Annotated in this window: 25 protein-coding genes and 1 pseudogene; 10 read left to right on the top strand and 16 right to left on the bottom strand. The window is 68.9% G+C overall.

Annotation, left to right across the window (positions count from 1 at the left end):
- Positions 1 to 114: 114 nt before the first annotated feature.
- The 6 genes from mltG to rpsD form a co-directional block, all read right to left on the bottom strand.
- Positions 115 to 1,791: an endolytic transglycosylase MltG gene (gene mltG, locus ACWDO5_RS13505; RefSeq protein ID WP_450530434.1), complete on the bottom strand. Its 1,677-nt coding sequence runs from the start codon at positions 1,789 to 1,791 to the stop codon at positions 115 to 117.
- Between the two features lie 104 nt (positions 1,792 to 1,895).
- A complete protein-coding gene (gene ruvX / locus ACWDO5_RS13500) occupies positions 1,896 to 2,360 on the bottom strand; it encodes a Holliday junction resolvase RuvX (protein WP_450530433.1) in 465 nt (154 codons plus the stop codon).
- A gap of 4 nt (positions 2,361 to 2,364) precedes the next feature.
- Entirely contained in the window at positions 2,365 to 5,034 is a 2,670-nt protein-coding gene (gene alaS, locus ACWDO5_RS13495; protein ID WP_450530432.1) for an alanine--tRNA ligase, read from the bottom strand.
- Entirely contained in the window at positions 5,034 to 5,369 is a 336-nt protein-coding gene (locus ACWDO5_RS13490; protein WP_450530431.1) for a DUF6167 family protein, read from the bottom strand. Before ACWDO5_RS13490 ends, alaS begins: the two co-directional genes overlap by 1 nt.
- A gap of 6 nt (positions 5,370 to 5,375) precedes the next feature.
- Positions 5,376 to 5,804, bottom strand: coding sequence for a DUF948 domain-containing protein (locus ACWDO5_RS13485; RefSeq protein WP_450530430.1), 429 nt, complete (start codon positions 5,802 to 5,804; stop codon positions 5,376 to 5,378).
- Between the two features lie 273 nt (positions 5,805 to 6,077).
- The gene (rpsD, locus tag ACWDO5_RS13480) at positions 6,078 to 6,692 is read right to left on the bottom strand and encodes a 30S ribosomal protein S4 (RefSeq protein ID WP_450530429.1); all 615 of its coding nucleotides are present in this window, start codon (positions 6,690 to 6,692) and stop codon (positions 6,078 to 6,080) included.
- 183 nt (positions 6,693 to 6,875) lie between these two features.
- Between rpsD and ACWDO5_RS13475 the strand changes: the two genes are divergently transcribed.
- Complete coding sequence (locus ACWDO5_RS13475; protein WP_450530457.1) at positions 6,876 to 7,634, top strand: hypothetical protein; 759 nt, start codon at positions 6,876 to 6,878, stop codon at positions 7,632 to 7,634.
- Positions 7,635 to 7,706: 72 nt separating this feature from the next.
- Here the strand turns inward: ACWDO5_RS13475 and ACWDO5_RS13470 are convergent, their stop codons facing one another.
- Together ACWDO5_RS13470 and ACWDO5_RS13465 are read right to left on the bottom strand one after the other, a co-directional pair.
- Positions 7,707 to 9,056: a replication-associated recombination protein A gene (locus ACWDO5_RS13470; RefSeq protein WP_450530428.1), complete on the bottom strand. Its 1,350-nt coding sequence runs from the start codon at positions 9,054 to 9,056 to the stop codon at positions 7,707 to 7,709.
- A gap of 45 nt (positions 9,057 to 9,101) precedes the next feature.
- The gene (locus ACWDO5_RS13465; RefSeq protein WP_450530427.1) at positions 9,102 to 9,743 is read right to left on the bottom strand and encodes a vitamin K epoxide reductase family protein; all 642 of its coding nucleotides are present in this window, start codon (positions 9,741 to 9,743) and stop codon (positions 9,102 to 9,104) included.
- 410 nt (positions 9,744 to 10,153) lie between these two features.
- Between ACWDO5_RS13465 and ACWDO5_RS13460 the strand changes: the two genes are divergently transcribed.
- The 4 genes from ACWDO5_RS13460 (at position 10,154) to ACWDO5_RS13445 (ending at position 12,565) form a co-directional block, all read left to right on the top strand.
- Positions 10,154 to 10,564: a rodlin gene (locus tag ACWDO5_RS13460; protein ID WP_450530456.1), complete on the top strand. Its 411-nt coding sequence runs from the start codon at positions 10,154 to 10,156 to the stop codon at positions 10,562 to 10,564.
- Positions 10,565 to 10,837: 273 nt separating this feature from the next.
- Positions 10,838 to 11,071 carry a chaplin gene (locus ACWDO5_RS13455; RefSeq protein ID WP_450530426.1) on the top strand — a complete coding sequence of 78 codons (234 nt, stop codon included), beginning with the start codon at positions 10,838 to 10,840 and terminating at the stop codon, positions 11,069 to 11,071.
- A 258-nt stretch (positions 11,072 to 11,329) separates the two neighbouring features.
- Positions 11,330 to 11,980 (top strand): DUF4360 domain-containing protein, encoded by a 651-nt coding sequence (locus ACWDO5_RS13450; RefSeq protein WP_450530425.1) that lies wholly within the window; start codon positions 11,330 to 11,332, stop codon positions 11,978 to 11,980.
- 153 nt (positions 11,981 to 12,133) lie between these two features.
- Entirely contained in the window at positions 12,134 to 12,565 is a 432-nt protein-coding gene (locus ACWDO5_RS13445; RefSeq protein WP_450530424.1) for a phosphatase domain-containing protein, read from the top strand.
- Positions 12,566 to 12,634: 69 nt separating this feature from the next.
- On the opposite strand, the gene ACWDO5_RS13440 is transcribed toward ACWDO5_RS13445, so the two are convergent.
- Both ACWDO5_RS13440 and ACWDO5_RS13435 read right to left on the bottom strand, forming a co-directional pair.
- On the bottom strand, positions 12,635 to 12,949 hold the full coding sequence (locus ACWDO5_RS13440) for a hypothetical protein (protein ID WP_450530455.1): 315 nt from the start codon (positions 12,947 to 12,949) through the stop codon (positions 12,635 to 12,637).
- A pseudogene (locus ACWDO5_RS13435) lies at positions 12,933 to 13,292 on the bottom strand (maleylpyruvate isomerase N-terminal domain-containing protein); the annotation flags it as partial. The pseudogene ACWDO5_RS13435 and the gene ACWDO5_RS13440, both read right to left, overlap by 17 nt.
- Before the next feature lie 252 nt (positions 13,293 to 13,544).
- Between ACWDO5_RS13435 and ACWDO5_RS13430 the strand changes: the two are divergent.
- Positions 13,545 to 14,756 (top strand): pyridoxal phosphate-dependent aminotransferase, encoded by a 1,212-nt coding sequence (locus ACWDO5_RS13430; protein WP_450530423.1) that lies wholly within the window; start codon positions 13,545 to 13,547, stop codon positions 14,754 to 14,756.
- 113 nt (positions 14,757 to 14,869) lie between these two features.
- A complete protein-coding gene (locus ACWDO5_RS13425; RefSeq protein ID WP_450530422.1) occupies positions 14,870 to 15,265 on the top strand; it encodes an SCO4983 family protein in 396 nt (131 codons plus the stop codon).
- A gap of 162 nt (positions 15,266 to 15,427) precedes the next feature.
- On the opposite strand, the gene ACWDO5_RS13420 is transcribed toward ACWDO5_RS13425, so the two are convergent.
- From ACWDO5_RS13420 to ACWDO5_RS13410, 3 genes are read right to left on the bottom strand one after another with little or no spacing between them, the layout of a single operon-like run.
- Positions 15,428 to 16,351, bottom strand: a complete 924-nt coding sequence (locus ACWDO5_RS13420) for an N-acetylneuraminate synthase family protein (protein WP_450530421.1) — start codon at positions 16,349 to 16,351, stop codon at positions 15,428 to 15,430.
- 13 nt (positions 16,352 to 16,364) lie between these two features.
- Positions 16,365 to 17,669: a cytidylyltransferase domain-containing protein gene (locus ACWDO5_RS13415; RefSeq protein WP_450530420.1), complete on the bottom strand. Its 1,305-nt coding sequence runs from the start codon at positions 17,667 to 17,669 to the stop codon at positions 16,365 to 16,367.
- A 50-nt stretch (positions 17,670 to 17,719) separates the two neighbouring features.
- On the bottom strand, positions 17,720 to 19,045 hold the full coding sequence (locus ACWDO5_RS13410) for a DUF6716 putative glycosyltransferase (protein ID WP_450530419.1): 1,326 nt from the start codon (positions 19,043 to 19,045) through the stop codon (positions 17,720 to 17,722).
- Between the two features lie 188 nt (positions 19,046 to 19,233).
- On the opposite strand from ACWDO5_RS13410, the gene ACWDO5_RS13405 reads away from it, so the two are divergent.
- The gene (locus tag ACWDO5_RS13405; RefSeq protein ID WP_450530418.1) at positions 19,234 to 20,217 is read left to right on the top strand and encodes a glycosyltransferase family 2 protein; all 984 of its coding nucleotides are present in this window, start codon (positions 19,234 to 19,236) and stop codon (positions 20,215 to 20,217) included.
- A complete protein-coding gene (locus ACWDO5_RS13400; RefSeq protein ID WP_450530417.1) occupies positions 20,217 to 21,563 on the top strand; it encodes a polysialyltransferase family glycosyltransferase in 1,347 nt (448 codons plus the stop codon). Before ACWDO5_RS13405 ends, ACWDO5_RS13400 begins: the two co-directional genes overlap by 1 nt.
- Positions 21,564 to 21,638: 75 nt before the next feature.
- Here the strand turns inward: ACWDO5_RS13400 and ACWDO5_RS13395 are convergent, their stop codons facing one another.
- Positions 21,639 to 22,292, bottom strand: coding sequence for a TetR/AcrR family transcriptional regulator C-terminal domain-containing protein (locus ACWDO5_RS13395; RefSeq protein WP_450530416.1), 654 nt, complete (start codon positions 22,290 to 22,292; stop codon positions 21,639 to 21,641).
- Positions 22,293 to 22,330: 38 nt separating this feature from the next.
- On the opposite strand from ACWDO5_RS13395, the gene ACWDO5_RS13390 reads away from it, so the two are divergent.
- On the top strand, positions 22,331 to 23,752 hold the full coding sequence (locus ACWDO5_RS13390; protein WP_450530415.1) for an FAD-dependent oxidoreductase: 1,422 nt from the start codon (positions 22,331 to 22,333) through the stop codon (positions 23,750 to 23,752).
- Here ACWDO5_RS13390 and leuE read toward each other — a convergent pair.
- Positions 23,739 to 24,392 carry a leucine efflux protein LeuE gene (gene leuE / locus ACWDO5_RS13385; RefSeq protein ID WP_450530414.1) on the bottom strand — a complete coding sequence of 218 codons (654 nt, stop codon included), beginning with the start codon at positions 24,390 to 24,392 and terminating at the stop codon, positions 23,739 to 23,741. The two genes, ACWDO5_RS13390 and leuE, sit on opposite strands and share 14 nt — an antisense overlap.
- Before the next feature lie 75 nt (positions 24,393 to 24,467).
- Entirely contained in the window at positions 24,468 to 26,048 is a 1,581-nt protein-coding gene (locus ACWDO5_RS13380) for an acyl-CoA mutase large subunit family protein (RefSeq protein WP_450530413.1), read from the bottom strand.
- Positions 26,049 to 26,102: the final 54 nt, after the last annotated feature.

Raw genomic sequence — 26,102 nt, 5'->3', positions numbered from 1 at the left:
AGCTCCGTTGGCGAGGTCGCGCCAGATCGCCATCGTGCGCTGCCCGTTGCCGGTCGGCAGCCGGCAGGCGTCCTCTGCGAAGGCGGTGTCCCTCACCCGCGCCGACGCTCAGGCTCACCCACCCTTTCGCCGTTGCTGGTTGAACTCATTCACCAGCTTCTCGTGCTCGGACAGCGTCTTGGTGAACTTGGTGGTCTTGCCGTCGATGGAGATGAAGAACATCCAGGCGCCGTCGTCCGGAGACATCGCCGCGTTCAGGGCGTCCCCACCCGGGTTGCCGATCGCACCCGGCGGCAGGCCCTTGTAGAAGTACGTGTTGTACGGGTCGTCAAAGTTCCGGATCTCCGTGGTGGAGATGTCGATCTTGCTCTGGTTCTTCAGGTAGTTATACGTCGAGTCGAACTCGAGCTTCTGGTTCGTCACCGTATTGCTCGGCTTCAGACGGTTGTAGACGACCGCCGCCATTTTCTTGAAGTCGTCATGCGTCATACCTTCTGCCTGGACGAGGCTCGCGACGGTGATGAGTTCCAGCGGGGACTTGAGTCCGCGTTTGGAGGCCTCGGCCTTGAAGTCGAACTTGGCATACTCGGCGTTCGCGCGGGCGACCATCTTCTTGAGGACGTCCTCAGGCTTCGTGCCCTTCGCCATCGGGTAGTTCGAGGGATAGAGGAAGCCCTCCAGCGGGTCCCTGACCTTCGAGTTGTCGTAGGCCCAGTCCGGCAGGCCGAGGCTCTTCGCCTGCTGCTTGGCGACGCCCTTGGTGGTACCCGGCGCCAGTTCCAGCCGCTTGTCCATGGCCTCGTAGACCTGGGCGTTGCGCATGCCCGGGAAGAGGACAAGTGCACTGCGGCTCGCCGGATTCAGCATCGCCTCGACGGCATTGGCCGCGGACTGGCCCTTGGCAAGGCTGTAGACGCCCGCCTGAATGGACTTGCCCTCGGGATTGTTGTTGGCCGCCGAGACGAACGCGTCCGTGCTCTTGACGACACCGGCCTCCTTGAGGATGGCGCCGATCTCGCCGAGGCCCGCCCCCTTGGGGATCTCGACCTCGGCCGAGCCGCTTCCGGCGCCCGTGAAGTCCTCGGCTGCCGCGCCGAACTGGCCCTGCCAGAACTGGTAGCCGAAGTAGCCGACGCCGCCGAGGCCGCCGGCGAGCACCAGCGCGACGACCAGGCAAGCGCAGCCGTTCTTGCTCTTCTTCTTGGTCTTTCCGCGGCGCTCACGGCCGCCGCCCCGGCGCGTCTCGCGCGGGTCGTCGTCGTCCTGGCCGTCGTCGTCCCGGCCGTCGTCGCCGGTGAAGAAGGGGTGGGTCTCCTCCTGGGGCGCCTCGGCATCCCAGTCGGTCGTGGACTCGGGCCCGGGATCGGGCTCCGGCTGACGGCGGCCCGGGGGCCGAGGCGGCGGGAAGGCCTCGGGCGTGGCGTAGTAGTCGCCGCTCTCGCCGCCATAGCCGGGCTCCCGGCCGCCGTACGTGTCGGCCGGATTGGCTCCGTACGGCATGGCCGCCTGCTGGCCGGTGTCCCAGCCGCCGTTGTACTGCTGCTGGTTGTACTGCTGTTGTTGCTGGTTGTACTGCAATTGTTGCTGGTTGTAATGTTGCTGTTGCTCGTTGTACTGCTGCTGGTACGGGTCGTGCTGGGTGCCGTACTGCTGCGGGTACTGCTGCTGCGGCTGACCGCCGTACGGAGTGTCGCCGGCTGCGGCCTGCTGTCCTCCCCATCCCTGGTCCCCGTACAAAGGGTCCTCGGGATGCCACGGTTCGGAGCCGGGGCCCCGCCCATACTCAGTCATCGATCCCCTAGGGCCGCGAGGCAGACGCAGAACGGGTCAGCCTCTTTGCTGTGCGGCAACTGTTCGAACACCGCCGCATCGCGCGGAACGTTACCGTATCGCGATCAGACAACCACTTCGACGCCCTCGCCCGGAGCGGCACCTGACGCCCGTTCGGACTCCAGAGCGTTCTGCAGGATCACCACAGCGGCAGCCTGGTCGATGACGGAACGGCCCTTTTTGGACTTCACGCCCGAAGCGCGCAGCCCCTGACTGGCCGTCACTGTGGTCATCCTCTCGTCGACCAGTCGGACCGGAACAGGGGCGATGCCGCGCGCGAACTCCTGGGCGAAGCCGCGGATCTTGACCGCGGCCGGGCCTTCCCCGCCGCTGAGCGAGCGGGGCAGGCCGACGACGACCTCGATCGGTTCGTACTCCTCGACCAGTTGCTTCAGCCGCCGGTGGGCGGCCGGGACGTCGCGTCCCGGCACGGTCTCGACCGGAGTGGCGAGGACCCCGTCGGGGTCGCACGAGGCGACCCCGATGCGGGCGTCCCCGACATCGAGCGCGAGGCGGCGTCCACGGCGCACGGCGTCAGGCCGTCTCGGCGACGAGACGCTCCACGGCGGCGACAGCATCGCCGATGGCGTCCGGGTTCTGGCCGCCGCCCTGGGCGACGTCCGGCTTGCCGCCACCGCCGCCGCCGAGGGTCTTGGCGGCGGCACGGACCAGGTCGCCGGCCTTGAGACCACGCTCGCGGGCGGCCTCGTTGGTGGCGATGACGGTCAGCGGTCGGCCGCCCGCCACCGTGAACAGGGCCACGACCGCCGGACGGTCGCCCGGGATGCGGCCACGGACGTCGAGGACCAGCTTGCGCAGGTCGTCGGCGGCGGTGCCGTCCGGTACCTGGCCGGTGACCAGGGCCACGCCCCGTACGTCCTTGGCGCCCGAGGCAAGACCGGCGGCGGCGGCGAGCACCTTCTCCGCGCGGAACTTCTCGATCTCCTTCTCGGCGTCCTTCAGCTTGGCGAGCATGCCGGAGATCTTCTCGGGGAGCTCCTCGGGACGGCCCTTGACCAGCTCCTGGAGCTGGGCGACGACCGTGTGCTCCCTGGCGAGGAAGTTGTAGGCGTCGACGCCGACGAGGGCTTCGATACGGCGCACACCGGAGCCGATCGAGGACTCTCCGAGCAGCTTCACCAGGCCCAGCTGGGCGGTGTTGTGCACATGCGTGCCGCCGCACAGCTCCTTGGAGAAGTCGCCGATGGTGACGACGCGCACCCGCTCGCCGTACTTCTCGCCGAACTCGGCGATGGCGCCCTGCTTCTTGGCCTCGTCGATGCTCATGATCTCGGCCTGTACGTCGAGTTCCCGGGCGAGGACTTCATTGATCTTCTGCTCGACGTCGGTGAGGACCGTGCCGGGTACGGCGGCGGGCGAGCCGAAGTCGAAGCGGAAGCGGCCTGGCGAGTTCTCCGAGCCGGCCTGGGCGGCCGTCGGACCGAGGGCGTCGCGCAGCGCCTGGTGGGTGAGGTGCGTGGCGCTGTGGGCGCGGGCGATGGCGCGGCGGCGTTTGATATCGATGGCGGCGTAGGCAGAAGCGCCGACGGTCACCTCGCCGACCTGTACCGAGCCCTTGTGGACGGAGACGCCCGGGACCGGCTGCTGCACATCGCGGACCTGGATGACGGCGCCCGTGTCGAGCTTGATGCGGCCCTGGTCGGCGAGCTGGCCGCCGCCCTCGGCGTAGAAGGGGGTGCGGTCGAGGACTACCTCGACCTCGTCGCCCTCGGAGGCCGCCGGCGACGGCATGCCGTCGACCAGCAGGCCGACGATGGTCGACTCGCCCTCGGTGTGGGTGTAGCCGGTGAACTCGGTGATGCCGGACTGGTCGGCGACGAGCCGGTAGGCGGACACGTCGGCGTGGCCGGTCTTCTTGGCCCTGGCGTCGGCCTTGGCCTGCTCCCGCTGCTGCTTCATCAGGCGGCGGAAGCCGTCCTCGTCCACTGAGAGGCCCTGCTCGGCGGCCATCTCCAGGGTGAGGTCGATCGGGAAGCCCCAGGTGTCGTGGAGCAGGAAGGCCTTGTCGCCGGCGAGTACCTTGCCGCCGCCGGACTTGGTCTCGGTGATGGCGGTGTCGAGGATGTTGGTGCCGGCCTTCAGCGTCTTGAGGAACGCGGCCTCCTCGGCGAGGGCCACGGCCTCGATCCGCTTGCGGTCGGTGATCAGCTCCGGGTACTGCTCGCCCATGGTCTTGATGACCACGTCGACCAGCTCGGCGACGACGGGCTCGGTGGCGCCCAGGAGGCGCATATTGCGGATGGCGCGGCGCATGATGCGGCGCAGCACGTAGCCACGGCCCTCGTTGCCGGGGGTGACGCCGTCGCCGATGAGCATCACGGAGGTGCGGATGTGGTCGGCGACCACTCGCATCGAGACGTCCGAGCCATGCTCGGCGCCGTAGCGCACGCCGGTCAGCTCGGTGGCCTTGTCCATGACGACGCGCAGGGTGTCGGTCTCGTACATGTTCTGTACGCCCTGCAGGATCATCGCGAGGCGCTCGAGGCCGAGGCCCGTGTCGATGTTCTTCGACGGCAGCTCGCCAAGGATCGGGAAGTCCTCCTTACCCTCGCCGGCACCGCGCTCGTACTGCATGAAGACCAGGTTCCAGATCTCCACGTATCGCTCGTCGTTGACGGCAGGGCCGCCCTCTTCGCCGAACTCCGGGCCGCGGTCGTAGTTGATCTCGGAGCAGGGTCCGCAGGGTCCGGGGACGCCCATCGACCAGAAGTTGGGCCCCATGCCCAGACGCTGGATGCGCTCAGGGGGCACGCCGATCACGTCGCGCCAGATCTGCTCGGCCTCGTCGTCCTCCTTGTAGACCGTGATCCACAGGCGCTCGGGGTCGAGGCCGTAGCCACCGTCCGCCACGGAGCTGGTAAGCAGCTCCCAGGCGTACTTGATGGCGCCTTCCTTGAAGTAGTCGCCGAAGGAGAAGTTGCCGCACATCTGGAAGAACGTGCCGTGGCGGGTGGTCTTGCCGACCTCTTCGATGTCCGGCGTACGGACACACTTCTGCACGCTGGTGGCGCGCGGGGCCGGCGGCTTGGCCTCGCCGAGGAAGTACGGCTTGAACGGGACCATGCCCGCGTTGACCAGCAGCAGAGTCGGGTCGTCCGCGATGAGCGACGCCGAAGGCACGACGGTGTGCCCGCGCTCCTCGAAGAAGCTCAGCCAGCGGCGGCGAATTTCAGCCGACTCCATCAGTGGTCCTCATTCCGGTTGTACGAGTTGTAGGAGTGCTTGTTGTGGGGGTGCTTGGGGTAGTCGATCGCGGCAGGGCGCCGCTGCGCGGGCAGTTCGCGGTCGGCGGCTGCCTGCAGGCCGAGCGCTTCACCCAGTTCGGCCTCGCGCTTGACCATGCCGGACCTGACGTCGAGTGCGAAGTCCTTGAGCTTGTGGCCCGCGTCGATCGCCTTGTTCGCGGCCTGCGCGGCGAGGCTCTCGGGGGTCAGCTGCTTCAGCTTGCGGTTGACCTTGGTGGTGGCCCAGACACCGGCTGCGGCACCTGCGGTGAACCAGAACGTGCGGCGGAACATCGTGCCTCAGCCTTTCCGCTTCTTGCGTCGGGGAGCGGGCACCGTGCGGCCGACGACCACCGTGCGACGGGACGGCGCGGGCGCGTCCTCGCTCTTGCGGCTCATGGCCCGGCGTACGCCGTACCCGAATGCGGCGACCTTGACCAGTGGGCCGCCGAAGGTCGAGGCGACCGTCGTGGAAAGCGCGGAGGCATTGGAGGTGACCTCCTGGACGTCCGTCGCGATGGCGTCGACCCGGTCGAGCTGGTTCTGTGCGGAGCGCACCGTCGCGGAGGCGTCGGCAAGCAGCGGCACTGCCTGCTCGGTCACGTCCGCCACGAGTTTGGTGGTCGCCCTGAGCGTCTGTGCCAGCCTCACCAGCACCACGGCGAGGAAGGAGACCAAGATCGCCCAGAACACGGCCACCAGGATCCCGGCAACCTCTCCACCGGTCACTCTGCACCGCTCTCTGTTCGTCGATGGATACCTCGAAAATCGTCCTCCGACCCTATCGCGCCCGGGGTCGCACCCCATACCGCATTACGGCCGGGGACGAGAGGAGTCACGCAAGGTGATTGTACGGAGCACCGTCGCCGGAGCGGGCGGCGTCAATCGATACCGCGACGGCGTCCGGCTCACCCCTCGACCTGGAAACGCGAGAGCCCGCCGGCTCCCCCACCGGTAAGGGCGGGGAAGCGGCGGGCTGAAGCGCTGTGAGCTACGCCTTGATCAGCGGGCGTAGTACTCGACGACCAGCTGCTCGTCGCAGATGACCGGAACTTCCTTACGCTGCGGATCACGGTCCAGGCGGAACGCCAGGGCCTTCAGGTTGACCTGCAGGTAGCGCGGGGTCTCGCCGTCGGCGGCGAAGCCACCCTCACGCGCGACCTGGAAGAGGCTCTTCTCGCGGGAGCGCTCGCGGACCATCACGACGTCGTCGGGACGGACGCGGAAGGACGGCTTGTCTACCTTGCCGCCGTTGACCTCGATGTGGCCGTGGACGACCATCTGACGGGCCTGGTAGATGGTGCGGGCGATGCCCGAACGCAGGACCAGGGCGTCGAGACGGCGCTCGAGCTCGACGACCAGCGCCTCGCCCGTCTTGCCCTCGGCCTTCTTGGCGCGGTCGTAGGCGCGCGCCATCTGGCGCTCGCTGATGTCGTACTGCGCGCGCAGGCGCTGCTTCTCGAGCAGACGGACCTTGTAGTCCGAGTTCTGCTTGCGGCCACGGCCGTGCTCGCCCGGCGGGTAGGGACGGGCTTCGAAGTACTTGACGGCCTTCGGCGTCAGTGCGATACCGAGCGCACGAGACTTCTTGACCTTGGGACGCGACTGGTTAGGCACGTTCTCCAGACCTCCGTTGTAGGTTAGGCTCACCTTACTCAAGGAGATCGCATGTCTCGCCCTGGGAACACCAAGCGCATCACGGACAGCACAAAGAACGTCGACGCTGCACAGAGCATCGAGGCGACGGAGGTCCGATCAGCTCATGGTCAGCCGCGTCCCAGCGGGCTTGAAATCGCTCGGATGCCGTCAGCAGCCGAGCGCACACGAACTCTCGTACAGAGTACATCCTCCGCGGTACTGCTCATCCCGGGGGTGGAGGTGGCACGTCCCGAGCAGCTGACACCGCAGGCCCGGGCCATGGGTCCGGACGGAGAGGTGTTCCTGCTCTTCCCCGCGGACTCGCCGGCCGTACGCGCCGCCACGCACGCGCAGGACGACGAGCTGTCCGCTGTGCTGGAGATCACCGATGTCGCGCCGGTCTCCGTGCCCAATCGTATCCGCGGGCGCGCCTGGGTCTCCGGCTGGCTGACCTGCGTGCCCGGGCTGGCCGAGCCCGGGCGGATGATGGTGCGGCTCGAGGTCGGCGAGGCGTGCGTCGACGATCTGTGGGGTGCCGACAGCGTCGAGCCGAAGGAGTTCGCGCGGGCATCGGCCGATCCGCTCTTCGCGCACGAGACGGAGCTGCTGCAGCATCTGCACTCCGCACACAGCGAGCAGGTACAGGGGCTGTGCCGGCTGCTCGGCAAACGAAGCAAGATGCGGGTCCCTCCGGCCGAAGTCCCCCAGCTACCGCTGGGAGGTGCCCCCAGGGGGAGTGCGGAGGGGGAGTGCGCGAACGGGCAGCGGGCGGTGCCGCTGGCGCTGGACCGGTTCGGACTGCGGGTGCGATTCACCGGCAAGCGGTGCTTCGACGCGCGCTTCGACTTCGCCACGCCGGTGCGGGACGTCACCGAGCTGCGCCGGGCCATGCACGCGCTGTTCGAGGCCGCGTCGCGCTGAGGCCGCGCCGCACAGAGCCCGCGACGCGCTGAGGCCGCGCCGGGTGCGCGCTCCGGCGGGCCGTGGCGCGGATCAATCCCCGCGCAGCCGCTCACGGACCTTCTCGACCACATCGGCGTACCGCGCCTCGGCGCCATACCGCGTGGGCTCGTAGTAGCGCTTGCCCTGCACCGCGTCCGGGGCGTACTGCTGGGCGGCGATAGCACCGGGCACATCGTGCGGATAGACGTACCCCTGGGCGTGGCCGAGCTTGGCCGCGCCCTTGTAGTGGCCGTCGCGCACATGCGGCGGGACGGGGCCCGCCAGCCCGGCCCGCACATCGGCGAGCGCCGCGCCTATCGCCGTGGTCACGGCGTTCGACTTGGGGGCGAGCGCGAGTGCGATGGTGGCGTGGCTGAGGGTGAGCGCGGCCTCGGGGAAGCCGATCATGGCCACGGCCTGGGCGGCCGCGACCGCGGTGGGCAGCGCCGTCGGGTCGGCGAGACCGATGTCCTCGCTCGCCGAGATCATCAGCCGGCGAGCGATGAACCGCGGGTCCTCCCCCGCCTCGATCATGCGGGCCAGATAGTGCAGCGCGGCGTCCACGTCGGAGCCGCGGATGGACTTGATCAGGGCGCTCGCCACGTCGTAGTGCTGATCGCCGTCACGGTCGTACTTCACCGCCGCGCGGTCGACGGTCTCCTCCAGGGTCTGGAGGCTGATCTCCTTCTCGCTCTTGTCCATCGCGGCTCCCGCGGCCGCCTCCAGGGCAGTCAGCGCCCGGCGGGCGTCGCCGCCCGAGATCCGCAGCAGATGCGCCTCGGAGTCCTCGGGGAGGGTGACGGCACCGCCGAGTCCCCGCTCCTCGGTGAGCGCCCGGTGCAGCAGTGCGCTCAGGTCCTCGTCGGTCAGCGACTCCAGCGTGAGCAGCAGGGAGCGGGAAAGCAGGGGGGAGATGATCGAGAAGTACGGATTCTCGGTGGTGGCGGCGATCAGCGTCACCCAGCGGTTCTCCACGGCGGGCAGCAGCGAGTCCTGCTGGGCCTTGGAGAAGCGGTGGATCTCGTCGAGGAAGAGGACGGTCTCCTTGCCGAAGCCGCCCGCGGCCCGGCGGGCGCCGTCGATGACCGCCCGTACCTCCTTGACACCCGCGGTGATCGCGGAGAGCTCCACGAAGCGTTTGTTGGTCGCCTTGGAGACGACGTACGCGAGGGTCGTCTTGCCGATGCCTGGCGGGCCCCAGAGGATCACCGAGGAGGGTCCGGCGGGGCCGCCGCCGCCCTCGCCGACGAGCCGGCGCAGCGGCGATCCGGGCTTCAGCAGATGCTGCTGGCCGACGACTTCATCGAGGGTGCGCGGGCGCATCCGGACGGCCAGGGGGCTGGCGGACGGGTCCTTCTCCTGGCGTTCTTCCGCGGCGGCGGTAAAGAGGTCGGGCTCCACGTCATGAAGCCTAAGTCAGAGCACTGACAACGCCCTCGGCGCCCGTCAGCTGGTCCAGAAGTCCCACCAGCGGGTCAGGATGAGCATCCCGATGATGCCGGTCCACAGCACCGGGGGCATCCAGTGGAACTCCAGCAGCCCCTTGCGCAGCCCTTCGGGGACCTTGATGATCCGGTGCTCGATGTTGTGCAGAGTGACGTAGCAGAACATCACGATGGTGGCGACCCAGGCCAGCGAGCACCACAGGCACAACGCGTTGATGCTGTACAGCGACTGGTACTGCAGCCACGTGCAGAAGCCGACGCCGAACAGACAGCCGGCGTTGAGCCCCAGCCAGTACCAGCGCCGGTAACGCGCACCCGCCAACAGCGCGACACCGATCGCGATCACCATCGCGTACGCCACCAGCCCCAGCATCGGATTCGGAAACCCGAACGCCGACGCCTGCTCGCTCTTCATGATGTTCCCGCAGGACACCACCGGATTCAGACTGCACCCCGGCGTGAACGACGGATCCTCAAGCAGCTTGAACTTGTCGATCGTGATGACCCACGAAGCCAGCAGCCCCGCAGCACCCGTGATCACCAAAAGCCACGCGAAGCCACGACTGCCACCGACTTCGCTCTCGACAGCCCGTCGCCTTCTCCCATGGCCGACGGATACCGGTCCGGTCGCTGTAATTGTCATATGGTTTCACCCGCTCCGATTGCTAACTGGGGGCCTCAGTGTGCCTCAATCCAGAATGCCGAATGACCGCCGAAGTCCATTCGGCAAACGGGTGAAACCGGTCCCTGTAGATCATTGAGCCATGGTGAAATGAACACGCAGACCGCGGATGGTATCCGCTCCGGGTGCACGCCTCCAGCCGACGGCGCATTGTGTCGTGGGGCAGCCGTGCTTCCTACTGGCATGGCACACCCGGGCACGACGATCTGCGCCATCGGCGGAGGGCCGCAAGAACGCCCTCCGCCGATATAGCGCATGGGTGCCCACCCGCGCGATACGGCATTCGGGTGAAGGCACGGAACCAAATTCGTCAGGACGTGGTTGATCAGCCTGATCCACGATCGGCCGTTCAAAGCGAAGAGGGACAAAAAGTGATCAAGAAGATTCTGACTGCCGCGATGGTTACCGCTTCAATGGTTGGCGCCGGCGCCGCGATGGCACCGCAGGCCATGGCCATCGGCGACGACGGTGGCACCACGTCGACCAGCGGCAACAACGCCCTTCAGAGCTTCGGCAACTCCAGCACCAGCGGTGCCATGAGCCCGCAGATCGGCCTCATCCAGGGCTCGCTGAACAAGCCCTGCCTCGGTCTTCCCGCCAAGGCCGACGCCGGCTCCCTCGTCGGCGTCGTGCCGGTCTCGGTCCAGGACATCCCCGTCCTCTCGGCCCCGCAGAACCAGCAGTGCACCGAGAACTCCACCCAGGTCAAGGGCGACGAACCGCTGTCGCACATCCTGAGCGACATCCCCGTCCTGTCGGGTAACGGAACACAGAACCAGTAATCCCGCAGCGGTGACGGGCGTGCCCCAGAGTGCTGAACTTTTCAGCAAATGGAAATATGCACCTGGAGCCGATCGTGCGAAATCCTGGGAATCCTCTCGACAGTTCGACAAACGCGTGCTGCATACGAGTGACTTTCCGAGCCGGCAGCCTTGTTGAGGTTTCTTTACGGGAATCCAATCGTTACAAGTGTGCAGAGGTGTTCACCAACAGGAGACTGGCTGCGCAGCGCAAAGGTCGCGCATGCACATGACACCGCTGCCGAAAGGATCGAAATGAAGTACAAGAAGGTTGCAACCGTCGCCGCGGGCGTCATCATGGCCCTGGGCGGCGCCGCGCCCGCCATGGCCGACGCGGGTGCAGAGGGTGCCGCCGCCGACTCCCCGGGCGTACTCAGCGGCAACGTGATTCAGGTTCCGGTCCACGTTCCCCTCAACGCCTGCGGCAACACGGTCAGTGTGATTGCCCTGCTCAACCCTGCCTTCGGCAGCGTCTGCAGCAACGTCTGACAGCTCAGCAGCCTGCACAGGGCAGTTGCACAAGGCCCCGGAGAGCACCGCAGCGCTCTCCGGGGCCTTCCGCCTACTTCAGGCCCCCCTCGACCGCGGCCGATAACGGCCCTGTTCAACCCCTGCACTGGTCCCTACTATTCCCCTCGATCCGGCTCTTCGAAAAGCACTCAGAACTATTTGAAGAGTTGACATGTCCATGCACTTCTATGGACTTGTCTCCGGGTGAACCCCTCATATTTCCCCGATGGGAGAACCATGTCTCGTACACTTATCGCGGGCGGCGCGACAGCGGCATTTCTCGCTTCGCTGCTTGCCGCACAAGACGCTTCCGCAGTCAGAATCGCGCCCCCGGAAAAAATCACCATCGACATCGCGACGGTGAACGGATCGGGGTGTAGCCCAGGGACCGCCGCTGTGGCCGTGTCCGAGGACAACACCGCCTTCACCGTGACGTACAGCGAGTACCTCGCGAAGGTCGGCGTCGGCGCAGGGCCGACCGACTACCGGAAGAACTGCCAGCTCAACCTCGTCGTGCACGTCCCGCAGGGCTTCACGTACGCGATCGCCAGCGTGGATTACCGCGGCTTCGCGAGCCTGCAACCCGGCGCCGCTGCCACCCAGAAAGCGTCGTACTACTTCCAGGGCTCACCGGACACGGCGGCGCGAAATCACCCCTTCAAGGGCCCGCTCGACGACAACTGGCAGGCGAGCGACTCCACGGAATGGGGTCAACTGGTATGGGCGCCGTGCGGGGTGAAGCGCAACTTCAACATCAACACCGAAGTCCGGGTCAATGCTGGAACCTCGGATCCGAAGCAGACGACGAGCTTCATGACGATGGACTCGACGGACGGTGAGATCAACACCATCTACCGGCTCGCATGGAAGGAATGCGAGGAGTCCTGAGCGAACGCGACGCCCCGGCCGCCTTCTCGGTGGCCGGGGCGGGTGCGGCACCTGCTGCTGGTCTCGGGCGCGAACCCTCCCGGCCGCCAAAGCCGTCGGCCTACGCTCCGGCCGCACTGGTCCGGCCCGGGTTCTGTTCTCTACGGTGTGCCCGTGACGGAGATCTGGCAACCCACCGATCCCGGCGTCCTGCGCCTCCCCTCCGGACGCCTCGTCCGGGGCCGCGGCCTGCGCCGACCGCTCCCACCCGGACCGACGCCCACGTACGCCGTCCATCTGCTCGGCAAGCAGCCGCCCGAGGTCCCCTGGGAAGCCCATTGGCTGCGCTGGCCGGACTTCTGGCTGCCCAACAGCCATGCCGACGCCCGGGCCGTCCTCGGTGAGGCGTGGCACCGCGCCGACGGCAGCCGCGTCGAGATCGCCTGCGGCGGCGGCCGCGGGCGCACCGGCACTGCGCTGGCCTGTCTCGCCGTGCTCGACGGGGTGCCGGCCGATCGGGCCGTGGAGTTCGTACGGCAGAACTACGACGCCCGTGCCGTCGAGACCCCCTGGCAGAAGCGCTACGTCCGCCGATTCCCCGGTTGACCGGAACAACCGCCGGTCAACCGAGATCCGCCGGTCAGCCGAACCCGCCGGTCAACCAAGAACCGCCGGTCACTCGAACCGGACCCGATCCAGCCAGAAGTCGAGCAGCTCCGCATCGCCCAGGATCTCGATGCCCTCGCTCCGTGCGGGCCGCCGCCCGTACACCACCAGCAGCAGCTCCGTCAGCGGGCTGCGCACCGCGACCGCCGCCTTCTCGTGCGCGCGGCGCCAGGCGATCGCGTCGCCCGTGAGGTCCATCAGCCACTCCGCCGCCGCCTGGGGCCCGGTGTCCGTGGCGTGGAAGTGGAGCGTGCGGCCCGGGCCGGGCAGCTCGCGCTTCTCCGGGTGGTACTCGAAGATCTGCGGCAGCGAGCCGAGCGCCATCCACTCGTCGACGGCGTCGATGGCGAGAGCCCGGCGCCGCGCAGCGTCTGCGCCAGTTGCGCGGCGCCTTCGGCGAGCCACGGGCCGAGCACGGCCGGTCCTCATCCGTGCATCCGGACAGCTCGCGCAGCTGCTCGTCCAAGGGAGGTGCCGTAGCCCTGGTCCGTACGATCGTCTCGACCCAGCGGTACCCGCCGCCGACATGCCGCAGCAGCTGTCCCAGGTTCCACCCCGGACATGAGGGCACCGGGGCCGTGAGGTCCGCGCCGTCGATGCGGGATCTCAACAGATCGGTCTGCGTGACGATTTCGGTGCAGTAGCGGTCAAAACTCAGCAAAGTCATGGCGCCACGGTAGGCCGCACCCACTGACAGCAAGGTGACGAGGGCAACACCGATCCGCCCCCTTCCCAATCCCGCAGCGCAAACCGCAGGTGTACGGACCGTCCCGCCGTCCCTTTCGAAGGGAGCAAGCGGCCCTCACCGGCCGAAGTGCCAAACCGGACATTCACGCCACGCGCTCGTGGCCGCTCCCGGGCAGCCGAGTGGGTCCAAAACAGGAAGCGATCAGCTTTACGCGCCCGTAAGCTCACCGACATGCAGGTGATCCAGTCGACGAAGCTCGCAAACGTCTGTTACGAAATCCGGGGCCCGGTACTCGAGGAGGCAATGCGTCTGGAGGCAGCAGGGCATCGCATCCTCAAGCTCAACACCGGCAACCCCGCGGCCTTCGGCTTCGAGTGCCCGCCCGAGATCCTCGAGGACATCCTCCGCAACCTCGGCAGCGCGCACGGCTACGGCGACGCGAAGGGGCTGCTGTCAGCGCGCCGCGCGGTGATGCAGCACTACCAGACCAAGGGCATCGACCTGGACGTCGAGGACATCTACCTGGGCAACGGTGTCTCCGAGCTGATCCAGATGTCGATGCAGGCGCTGCTCGACGACGGCGACGAGGTGCTCGTACCGGCCCCGGATTATCCGCTGTGGACCGCATCCGTATCCCTCGCGGGCGGCACGGCCGTGCACTACCGGTGCGACGAGCAGGCCGACTGGATGCCCGACCTCGCCGACATCGAGCGGAAGATCACCGATCGTACGAAGGCGATCGTGATCATCAACCCGAACAACCCGACAGGCGCCGTCTACTCCGAGGAGATGCTCCGCTCCCTCACGGAGATCGCCCGCCGACACAACCTGATCGTCTGCTCCGACGAGATCTACGACAAGATCCTCTACGACTGCGCCACGCACACCCCGACCGCCGCGATCGCCCCGGACCTGATGGTCCTGACCTTCAACGGGCTCTCCAAGAACTACCGGGTGGCGGGCTACCGCTCCGGCTGGATGGCGGTCTGCGGCCCGAAGGCGCACGCCGCCTCGTACATCGAGGGCCTGACCATCCTGGCCAATATGCGGCTGTGCGCGAACATGCCCTCCCAGCACGCGGTGGCCACGGCGCTCGGCGGCCGCCAGTCGATCGAGGACCTCGTCCTGCCGGGCGGGCGGATCCTGGAGCAGCGGGACGTCGCATACGACCTGCTCACCCAGATCCCGGGCGTGACCTGCGTCAAGCCCAAGGGCGCGCTGTATCTGTTCCCGCGGCTCGACCCCAAGGTCTACAAGATCAAGGACGACCGGCAGATGGTGCTCGACCTGCTGCGGGCCGAGAAGATCATGGTCGTCCACGGTACGGGCTTCAACTGGCCGGAGCCGGATCACTTCCGGATCGTGACGCTGCCGGCGGCGAAGGATCTGGCGGACGCTGTGACGCGGATCGGAACGTTCCTGGACGGCTACAGCCAGCCTTGAGCGGACCTGAGCGAGCCCCGTAGGTGCCCTGGCCAAAGAATCCCGACCCGGCTCAACTTTAGACAGATTCTAAGCTAGGATGGTCTCCTGACAGTGAGCAGGAGGCCATCCCCATGTACGAGCCGATCCGCACGCAACGTCGGGGGTCCGTCCACGCGATGGCCGACGATGCCCAGTACCCCCACCGCACCCGCGAGGAGGAGCTGGACATCCAGCTCGCCGGTCATCTCTCCGCGCTGCTCGCCGTCACCGACGAGCTCGGCCTCGACACGGCCGCCGACAGCATCGCGGCCCAGGTCGCCCGCCTCCGCGGCGCCCCGCCCGTCCGCCACGCGGGCCTGACCGGTGCGGACCCCGCGTCCCTGCACCGCCGCGGACTCGCCCTCGCGGGCCGTGCCCTCGTCGTCGCGGCATCCCGCGCCGACACCGCCGCCGCGATCCTCTCCGCCGAGCGGATGGACGCGCACACCGCCGCCCTGGCCGAACTCCGCCTGGTAGGCACCCACTGACGGCACCCGGTTCACGGGCCGCCGGAGCGCGGACTCTCGACAAAGGCGAGGTTCACCGTATTTCACCTCGTGGTGCCGGGTCGGCCAGCCCGCTGGCCTGCTTGTGGGACAGGGGATCCGGGGGGCCCGCCCCCGGGGAGGCACAGCACGGCGCCAGGCCTGTCAGACCTGGGCCGGCTCGCGGTCGCCGGCCTCGGCGACGACGCCCGCGACCCGGCGCAGCTTCTTCATCGGGGCGAGCTCGGAGTCGTAGACCTTCTTGACGCCGTCGCCGAGCGCGGCCTCGATGGTGCGGATGTCGCGGACCAGGCGCTGCAGGCCGCCCGGCTCCACGGAGGCGGCCTGGTCGGAGCCCCACATGGCACGATCGAGGGTGATGTGGCGCTCGACAAAGGCGGCGCCGAGGGCGACCGCGGCGAGGGTGGTCTGCAGGCCGGTCTCGTGGCCGCTGTAGCCGATCGGGACGTTCGGGTACTCGCCCTGGAGGGTGTTGATGACGCGGAGGTTGAGCTCCTCCGCCTTCGCCGGGTACGTCGACGTGGCGTGGCAGAGCAGGATGTTGTCGCTGCCGAGCACCTCGACCGCGTGCCGGATCTGCTTCGGCGTGGACATGCCGGTGGAGAGGATGACGGTCTTGCCGGTGGCACGCAGGGCGCGCAGCAGCTCGTCGTCGGTGAGCGACGCGGAGGCCACCTTGTGGGCGGGAACGTCGAACTTCTCCAGGAAGGCGACGGCCTCGGTGTCCCACGGGGACGCGAACCAGTCGATGCCGCGCTTCTTGCAGTGCTCGTCGATCTGGCGGTACTCGTCCTCACCGAACTCCACACGGTGGCGGTAGTCGATGTACGTCATCCGGCCCCAGGGGGTGTCGCGCTCGATGTCCCACTGGTCGCGCGGGGTGCAGATCTCCGGGGTGCGCTTTTGGAACTTGACCGCGTCACAGCCGGCGTCGGCGGCGGCATCGATGAGCGCAAAGGCGTTGTTCAGGTCGCCGTTGTGGTTGATGCCGATCTCACCCGTGACATAGACGGGGTGGCCGGGGCCGGCGGTCCGGGTGCCGAGGGTGCGCAGACGGGACGTGCTCATGGGGGGACGTTCCTTACTTCTCGGGGGACTTGTGGGACGTGGCAGGGGTGTCGGTAGTGCTGGCAGGGGTGTCGAGAGTCGGGCCGAGGAGCCAGGAGGCAATCTCACGGATCGCCCCCTCGCCGCCACGCGTGGCAGTGACGGCACGCGCTGCGGCACGAACGGAGCCGTGCGCACTCGCGACGGCCACCGGCCAGCCCACGAGGTTGAAGCACGGAAGATCGTTGACGTCGTTGCCGACGTAGAGCACCCGGTCCGGCGCGATTTCGCGTTCCTCGCACCACTGCTTCAGTGCGAGGTCCTTGCGGTCGATGCCGTGCAGGACGGGGATCCGTAGCTTTCGGGCGCGGGCGGCGACGACCGGGTTCTGCTCGGTGGACAGGATGAGCAGTTCCAGGCCGGCCTTGCGCAGATGCGCGATGCCGAGGCCGTCCCCGCGGTGCACGGCGACGGTTTCGTGCCCGTCCGCGTCGATGTACACGCGGTCGTCGGTCTGGGTGCCGTCGAAGTCCAGGACGACGGCGTCGACGTCACCGCGTGTGGGCAGTGCGGAGGTGTCGAGCAGCGGGGCGAGCGCGCGGGCCCGGGCGAGGTCGTGCGGGTCGTCGACCTCGAGGACGCGCGCGGGGTCGGTACGCACCAGCGCGGTGCGGCCGAAGAAGCGGTGGCCGGCCTCGCGGAAACCGGTGGCGGACATCGCGTACGCGGCTCCCGTCTCCAGGAAGTCCTGCGGCCGGTCCTGGCGGCGCGGCCGGAAGGACGCGTCGTGGTTGACGCCGTGTCCCGAGGCCGGGGCGGTGTCGAGGAGGGCTGTCGAGCCGCCGACGCGCTGGGCGCCGATGGCCGCCGTGGCGGGCTGCTCGGCGCCGGAGTCGGAGCCCTGCTCGCGCCAGACGAAGCCGTGGAAGGGAGCCACGGTGACCGCGCTGTCCGCGCCGTCCTCGATGACCGCGGCGGCGACGCCCTCTACGTCGGCGCGCGTCAGGAAGGGGCTGGTGCACTGGACGAGCAGGACCACGTCCACGGGCGCGCCGTGCATCGCCTCGTGCGCGTCCATGGCGTGCAGCACCGCCGCCTCGCTGGTGGCGGTGTCCCCGGCGATCGCGGCCGGCCGCAGCACCACTCCGGCGCCCGCGGCGCGCGCCGCCGACGCGATCTCCGGGTCGTCCGTGGAGACCACTACATCGGTGACCAGGCGGGCGGCGAGACTCTCGCGGACGGCGCGCGCGACGAGCGGCACGCCGCCGACGGTGGCCAGGTTCTTTGCCGGTACGCCCTTGGAGCCGCCACGGGCGGGAATCACGGCGAGAACGGTCATCGGTGCTCCTGAGTACGGGAGTTGGGGGGAGGCGCCCTGGGCGGCGGGGGTCACAGATCGCCCATCCGGCGGATGATGGGGGCGACGCGCTGCACGCCGTGGCGGTACGCGCCGCGCGCCGCGTTCCGTACGGCTTCGCGCACCACGCGCCGTATGGCGGTGGCCTCTGCCTTCGGGGCCGCGCCCGCCAGCGGGGTGCCGTCGGGGGCCAGGTGATGGCGGGCGAGGATGCCGGGCAGATAGCCGGGCGCGGTGGCGGTCGTGTAGTACGGCGCGATCGGCGGGAGCACGGGCTTTTCGAGCAGCTCCGTGACGCGCTTGCGGGCGGCGTCGAAGGCCGTTTCGTACGCACCGTCCGCGGCGACGCCCTGCCGCGCCAGCCAGTCCTGGTCGGGGGTGGGCCGGTGGCCGCCGTCGAGGCTGTCCCAGGAGGTCAGCAGCCCGGAGCCGAGGAAGTGGTGGTTGCCGAGCGCCTCGCGCACACCCAGGTCGCTGAGGACCGCGGTGGGGATGCGCCGGTGCAGGGACTCCAGGGCGGCCGTCGAGGAGACCGTGACGAGCAGGTCGGTGCGGTCGAGGACCTCGCCCATGTGCCCGTAGACCAGCTTGAAGTTCGGTGGCAGTCCGCCGGGCAGCTTGTCGGCGAGCTTCTGGTAGGGCAGCTCTTCGAGGTGCGTGGTGTGCTCGCCGGGCTTGGAGCGCAGCTTCAGCAGCACCTCGCGGCGCGGATGGAGCCTGGCGTGCTCGACCAGACGCCGCAGCAGATAGGTGCGGTGGGCGCGGGACTCGGGCACGGAGGGCTGAGCGGCGAAGACGACGGTGTCGCGGTCGTCCGCGGTCTCGTAGGGCGCGCCGCCGAGGAACGGCAGCGCGGCCTCGGTGACGGACGAGGCGTCGGCGCCCACGCCCTCGTACACCGCGCGGAACCGGTCCGCGTCGTGCCGTGAATTGGCGAGGACGACGTCAGCGCCGTGCCGCAGCAGCAGCCCGTCGGCGAGCTTCTCGTAGACGACGCCGACGTAGCCGGTGACGACGACGGGCCTGCGGGTCAGTGCCAGTGCGGCGAGCCCGTGCAGCATGGCCTGGACCGCGCCGCCGACGAGGGCGAGCACGATCACGTCGTACGACTCGTCCTTCATCGCCCGCAGGAACTCGTTCCCGGTCACCTCGCGCATCTCGTCGGCGCGCACTTGGACCTCGGCGAGCTGGCGGGCCGTGGGAGTGGCCCGGCCGCGCAGCAGAAAGCCGCTCAGCTCGATGGAGTCCGGGGCGTCGGCGGGAGCGATACGACGCGCGGTGAGCGCGCCCCATTTCCACCGGGTATCGGAGTCGGCGAGTACGGCGACCCGTACGGCCTCGCTGCTACTTGATGGCACGTCGAGGACGTTAGAAAGGCATTTCGTTTGACGGCCCAACTCAACCACAACAGCTGGTTAACAGCGCGTCTACGATTAGCGAAAATACCCACGAATCAACCTGGTTAACGGACTGTCCGCTCTGCGTTCACCTTCCATCCCCCCCAGCGAAAGAACGAATGCCGGGTTCTCGGCCTAACCTCACGCGGGTGGTTAAGCTCTCCGTCATCGTGCCGTTCTACAACGTGCAGACATACGCGCCCGACACCCTGAGAAGTCTCCAGGCGAACGCCCGCGAGGACTTCGAATTCCTGCTTGTCGACGATTGCTCGACAGATGGGACACCGGAGATCCTGGAGCGCGCGGAGCGTGAGGTTCCGGGGGCTCGGCTGATCAGACATGAACAGAACGGCGGCCTCGCCACCGCGCGGAACACCGGTCTGGACGCCGCGAGCGGGGAGTACCTCACCTTCCTCGACGGCGACGACTGGCTGGCGCCCGGCCACTACGAGCGGCTGCTCACGGCCATCGAGGAGCTCGGCTGCGACTTCGTCCGCACCGACCACGTCCAGTGCACGGCCAGGGCCCGCACGGTCCACCGCATCCCGGTCGGCCGGCGCGGCGAGGTGCTGCGGCCCCGGGACGCAATCCTGCCCGCCGACCGGTCGACCGCCGTCGACTACCCCTTCGCCTGGGCCGGGATGTACCACCGGCGGCTCGCGGAGCGCGGGCTGCTGCACTTCACGCACGGGCTGCGCACCGCCGAGGACCGGCCGTGGATCTGGCGGCTGCACCGCGAGGCCGAGTCTTTCGCCGCGATCAGCCATTTGGGGATCTTCTACCGACGCGGCGTTGCATCATCCCTGACACAAATTGGTGACATTCGCCAGCTCGATTTCATCCGGGCATTCGATCAGGTGCTCGAAGAAACAGCGAAGGATCCGGAGTCCGCTCAGCTGTTGCCAAAAGCCGTGCGAACGTACTGTGCCGTCATTTCCCACCACTTGGGATCAATAGAGAGGTTCGAACCCGCAGTGGCGCGTAAATTGCGTGCAATGAGCGCGGCGGCCCTGAAGCGGATGCCGCAGGACGTTTTGAAGGACGCGCTCGACTCGATGGACATCGAGCGCGCATCGAGGCTGCGCAGGCTGCGCCGCCGCCCCGCTCCTCTCTCCGGGGAGGCGGCGGCCTGATGGGTACGACCCAGATCTTCTACGCGTCCTCGCTGTACGGAGCCGCCACGCTGGCCGCAGCGATCGACAGCGGCTGCTTCGCAACCGCCGACCGGCGCCTCCTGCTGGTCGCCAACAACGCGGTGACGCCGGAGACTTCGCCTTCGCTGGACACGATGCCCGGCTTCGAGCGACTGCGCGGCCGCTTCGACGGGGTGCTCTCCTGGAACGAGGCGATCTCCCCTTTCCATCCGGGCGGCTGGGCCCCGCGCTCGGACGACGGCCCGCTCTGGGAGCGGTATCTGCGGATGCTGTGGGACCTCGGTGACGACCGGATCGAGCTGGCCGTCGAGTCCATCCAGGTCAACCCGGCGCTGGCGATAGCGCAGCTCTTCCCGGACGCAACTCTGGATGTGTACGCGGACGGGCTGATGAGCTACGGGCCGACCCGCAGCAAGATCGACCCGCTGGTCGGCGAGCGAGTGCGCAGGCTGTTCCACCTGGATCTCGTGCCGGGCTTGAAGCCTTTGCTGCTCGCGGAGTTCGGGGCGGAGCCGGAGGTCGTCCCGACGGAGGCCTTCGTCAAGGTCGTCGCCGAACTCTCCGACGCCGTCACGGATGTGGCACCCGGCGAGACTGCGGCGGGCGGGGGAACTGCGGCGGGCGACGGCCCGGCCCTGCTGCTCGGCCAGTACCTCGCGGCGCTCGGCATCATCACGCCCGAGGAGGAAGAGGCCCTCCACGTCCGGATGGTGCGGGGCGTGGTCGCGCTCGGCCACCGCAGGATTGTGTTCAAACCGCACCCCACGGCCCCGGCGTCCTGGACGCGCACCCTGGAGCGCGAGGCGCAGACGCTGGGGGCGGAACTGACCGTCCTGGACCGGCCGTTGATCGCCGAAGTGCTCTACCGTCAGCTGCGGCCCGCCCTGGTGGCGGGCTGCTTCTCGACCGCGCTGTTCACGGCGAGCACCTTCTACGGCATCCCGGTGGCCCGGATCGGCACCGAGCCGCTCCTCGACCGGCTCACTCCGTACCAGAACAGCAACCGGATTCCGGTGACGATCGTCGACGCGCTGGTGCCCGATCTGGCGCAGGGCGAATCGGGCGCGCCGAAGGAGGCGGACGAGACGCTGACCGGCCTGCTGAGCGCGGTCGGCTTCGCGATGCAGGCGCAGCTCAGGCCGGATCTGCGCGCGGCGGCGGAGAGCTTCCTCAGGGGCCACCTGGACTCGCGCACCTTGCGCTACTTCAAGCGCCGCCGGCTGACGGTGCTCGGTCTGCCGGGCGGGATCCCGGTGCCGCGGAACGCGGTGGTGCGCAGAGTGGTGCGGCGGGCTCGCCGCCTGAAGCGGGCGGCGCTGCGCTGAGCCATCCCTGGGGCTCCGCCCCCAGACCCCCCAACGCCCGAAGGGTGTACGGGGGTCTGGGGACTTTGCCCCCGGTTACCCCTGCTCCGGGGCGAGCAGCACCGCCCCCACCCCCGTCACCACCGCCTCAAGCCCCTTCTCGAACCCCGCGTCGCGGTTGGTGAAAATCTCCTCGCCCGCCACCGCGGCGAGCGGGTACTCGGTCAGCCGCTCGGCGCGTGCCGCCAGGTCGTAGCCCTCGGCACCGGTCGCCGGGTCCGGACCCATCGCCTGTTCCTCGATCACGTAACCGATCGTGTAGCTGTACGCGGTGAGCCAGGCGCGCGCGGCCGCTGCCGGGGTGAAGCCCGCCTCGGTGAGCATGCGCAGATGCGCCTCCATGGGGCCCGCGTAGCTCGTGTCGGTGAAGTGGGTGCCGCTGTAGACCTTGGCGCCGTCGCGGTAGCGCAGCAGATGCTCGCGCAGACCTCGCATGGCCGCGGCGAGTCCCTCTCGCCAGTCGGCCGGCGGGGCCGACTCCTGGATGTCCGCCGCCATCCGCCGCAGCATCTCGGTCGCCATCTCGTCGAGCAGTGCCTGTTTGTCCTTGAAGTGCCAGTACAGTGCGGGGGCTTTGACGTCGAGCTCCTTGGCGATGGCGCGCAGCGTCAGCCCTTCGAGGCCCACTTCGTTGAGCAGGCGCAGGGCGGTGCGCGCCACCCGGGTCCGGTCGAGTCGTTCCGTGGCCACCTTGACAATTTAACAGCGTTAAGCGCATCCTCCCAACCATGCGACTTAACAGCGTTAAGGAAGCGAAGGGCACGGACGTTCTCGTCGTCGGGGCCGGGCCCACCGGGCTCGCTCTCGCCTGCGATCTGGCCCGCCGAGGTGTGCGTACCCTCGTCGTCGAGCAGTCGGACGCGCTCTTCCCCGGCTCACGCGGCAAGGGCATCCAGCCGCGCACCATGGAGGTCTTCGACGACCTCGGGGTGGTGGACGCGGTCCTCGCGTCCGGCGGCCGGGCCCCGGTCGGCATGGTCTGGCAGGACGGCGCCCGGCACGGCGAGCACGACATGTTCGAACGGCCGGCGCCCACAGAGGCCGAACCGTATACAGAACCCTGGCTGCTCCCTCAGTGGCGCACCCAGCAGATCCTGCACGCGCGCCTGACGGAGCTGGGCGGCAGCGTCGCCTTCGGCACGGCCCTGACCGGGATCAGGCAGGACGCGTACGCAGTGACGGCCCGGCTCTCGACGGGGGAGGTCCACGCGTCGTACGCGGTCGCCGCCGACGGCGGCCGCAGCACGGTGCGCCGAGCTCTCGGCATCCCGATGACGGGCGAGGACGTCGACCCGGCGCCGATGCTGGTCGCCGATGTCCGCATCCCGTCGCTGGACCGGCTGCGCTGGCACATCTTCCTGGGCGACGGGACCGGCCACCTCGCCGTCTGCCCGCTGCCGGGCACCGACGACTTCCAGCTCATCGGCCAGTTCACCGAAGGCGAGCCCGACACGTCGCCCGCGGGGGTACGGGCGCTGGTCGCCGCCCGCAGCCATCTGGCCGCGGACGAGGTCACCGAGGTGCTGTGGGCATCGGACTTCCGGCCGCGCGCCGCCATGGCCGACCGCTTCCGCGAGGGGCGTGTGTTCCTCGCGGGTGACGCCGCGCACATCCACTCCCCCGCCGGCGGGCAGGGCCTCAACACCAGCGTCCAGGACGCGCACAACCTCGGCTGGAAGCTCGGACAGGTGCTGCGCCACGGCGCGCCCGAGGCGCTGCTCGACACGTACGAGCAGGAGCGGCTGCCCGTCGCCGCACAGATGCTGGGCCTGTCCACCCGTATCCACCGCGGCGAGGAGCAGCGCGGCGCGGCCACCATGCAGCTCGGGCTGGGCTACCGCGGCGGCCCGCTCGCTTCAGGAGGCGCCGGCGGCGCGCTGGAGGCGGGGGACCGCGCCCCGGACGGCCCGCTGCCCGGCGGGCGCCGGCTGTTCGACCTCTTCCGCGGCCCGCACTTCACCCTGCTCGCGGTCGGCACGGACGCGGAACTGCCGTCGCTGGACGGCCAGTTGGTGCACGTACACCGCATCGACGCGTACGAGCCGTACGGAAAGGGGCTCTTCCTGGTCCGGCCCGACGGCTATGTCGGCTGGGCGGGCGAGGACGCGGCCGGGCTGACCGAGTGGCTGGAGCGGGTCAGGAGCTGCTGAGCGAGAGCTTCACCGCGAAGCCGATGAACAGCGCGCCGGCCGCCGACGTCGCTCCCGCCGACAGGCGCTTGCGGCGGCGGAACGCGGCCGCGAGGTGAGTGCCGGTGAAGATCAGCAGGGTCAGATAGAGGAAGCTCGCCAGCTGCGCGAGCACGCCGAGCACCACGAAGGACAGCGCCGGGTAGGCGTAGCCCGGATCGACGAACTGCACGAAGAAGGCGATGAAGAAGAGGATCGCCTTCGGGTTGAACAAGCTGATCACAAAGGCTCTGCGGAAGGGCCGCTCGGCGGCGGAAGCACCGTCCGCGGCAGGCTCCTCGATCGTCCGCTCACGCCGGGTGCGCCACATCGACCAGGCCGCGCGCAGCATCCCGATCGCCAGCCAGGTCAGATAGCCGGCACCGGCGAACTTCACGATCCCGAAGAGCACGGCGTTGGCCTGGAGCAGCGAGGCGACGCCCGCCGCGGACAGCACCATCAGCACGGTGTCGCCGCACCACACCCCGGCGGCGGCCGTATAGCCCGTACGCACACCACGGCGTGCGGCGACCGAGAGCACGTACAGGGAGTTCGGCCCCGGGAGCAGAATGATCAGGACAAGGCCCGCAAGATAGGTCGGCAGATCGGTAACACCCAGCATGAGGCGGAGTGTCGCACATGGGTACGACACTCCGCCTTTGCGTTTCGCACCGCGGAATGAGGCGTGCCGATCCGCTCAGAAGGCATCCGCGGGGACGTAGGTGCCCCACACCGCGCGCAGCGCGTCGCACACCTCGCCCACCGTCGCCCGGGCCTTCAGCGCGTCCTTCATCGGGTAAAGGACATTGTCCGTGCCCTCCGCGGCCTTCTGCAGCGCGGCCAGCGCCGTATCCACCGCCTGCTGGTCGCGCTCCGCCCGCAGCTTCGCAAGGCGTTCCGCCTGCTGCGCCTCGATCGCCGGGTCGACGCGCAGCGGCTCGTACGGCTCCTCGGCATCCAGCGTGAAGCGGTTGACGCCGACGACGACCCGCTCGCCGCTGTCGGTCTCCTGCGCGATGCGGTATGCGCTGAGCTCGATCTCGTTCTTCTGGAAACCGTGCTCGATCGCGCTGACCGCGCCGCCCAGGTCCTCGACCCGTTGCATCAGCGCCAGCGCCGCCGCCTCCACGTCGTCCGTCATCTTCTCCACGACATACGAGCCGGCGAACGGGTCGACGGTCGCGGTCACATCCGTCTCGTACGCGAGGACCTGCTGCGTACGCAGGGCGAGCCGGGCCGACTTGTCCGTCGGGAGCGCGATCGCCTCGTCGAAGGAGTTGGTGTGCAGCGACTGCGTGCCGCCGAGCACGGCCGCGAGACCCTGGACCGCCACGCGAACCAGGTTCACCTCGGGCTGCTGCGCGGTCAGCTGCACACCGGCGGTCTGCGTGTGGAAGCGCAGCATCAGCGACTTGGGGTTCTTCGCGCCGAACTCCTCGCGCATCACCTTCGCCCAGATCCTGCGCGCGGCACGGAACTTGGCGACCTCCTCCAGGATCGTCGTACGGGCGACGAAGAAGAACGACAGGCGCGGCGCGAAGTCGTCGACGTCCATGCCCGCGGCGACGGCCGTACGGACGTACTCAATGCCGTCCGCGAGCGTGAACGCGATCTCCTGCGCGGGCGAGGCCCCGGCCTCGGCCATGTGGTAACCGGAGATCGAGATGGTGTTCCACTTCGGGACCTCGGCCTTGCAGTACTTGAAGATGTCGGCGATCAGCCGCAGCGAGGGCCCCGGCGGAAAGATGTACGTGCCGCGGGCGATGTACTCCTTGAGCACATCGTTCTGGATGGTGCCGGTGAGCTTGTCCGCGGTGACGCCCTGCTCCTCGGCGACGAGCTGGTACAGCAGCAGAAGCAGCGCGGCCGGCGCGTTGATCGTCATCGACGTGGAGACCTTCTCCAGCGGGATCCCGTCGAACAGCACTTTCATGTCGTCCACCGAGTCGATTGCCACGCCGACCTTGCCGACCTCGCCGTGCGCGATCGGCGCGTCCGAGTCGTGCCCCATCTGCGTCGGCAGGTCGAAGGCGACAGACAGGCCCATGGTGCCGTTGGCGATCAGCTGCTTGTAGCGGGCGTTGGACTCGACGGCGGTGCCGAAGCCCGCGTACTGGCGCATCGTCCAGGGACGGCCGGTGTACATCGTCGGGTAGACGCCACGGGTGAAGGGGTACAAGCCGGGCTCGCCCAGCTTCTCGGCCGGGTCCCACCCCTCGAGTGCGTCCGGCCCGTAGACCGGTTCGATGGGCAGTCCCGACTCGGACTCGCGCGCCATGATTGTGCCTCCGCTGGAGCTACTCGTTGGTAACCGACCCTCGCGACGGACTGC

The sequence above is a fragment of the Streptomyces sp. NPDC000880 genome (genome assembly GCF_053599675.1).
The sequence above is the reverse complement of the archived record's forward strand: the minus strand, read 5'-3'. Positions and strand labels throughout refer to the sequence as shown.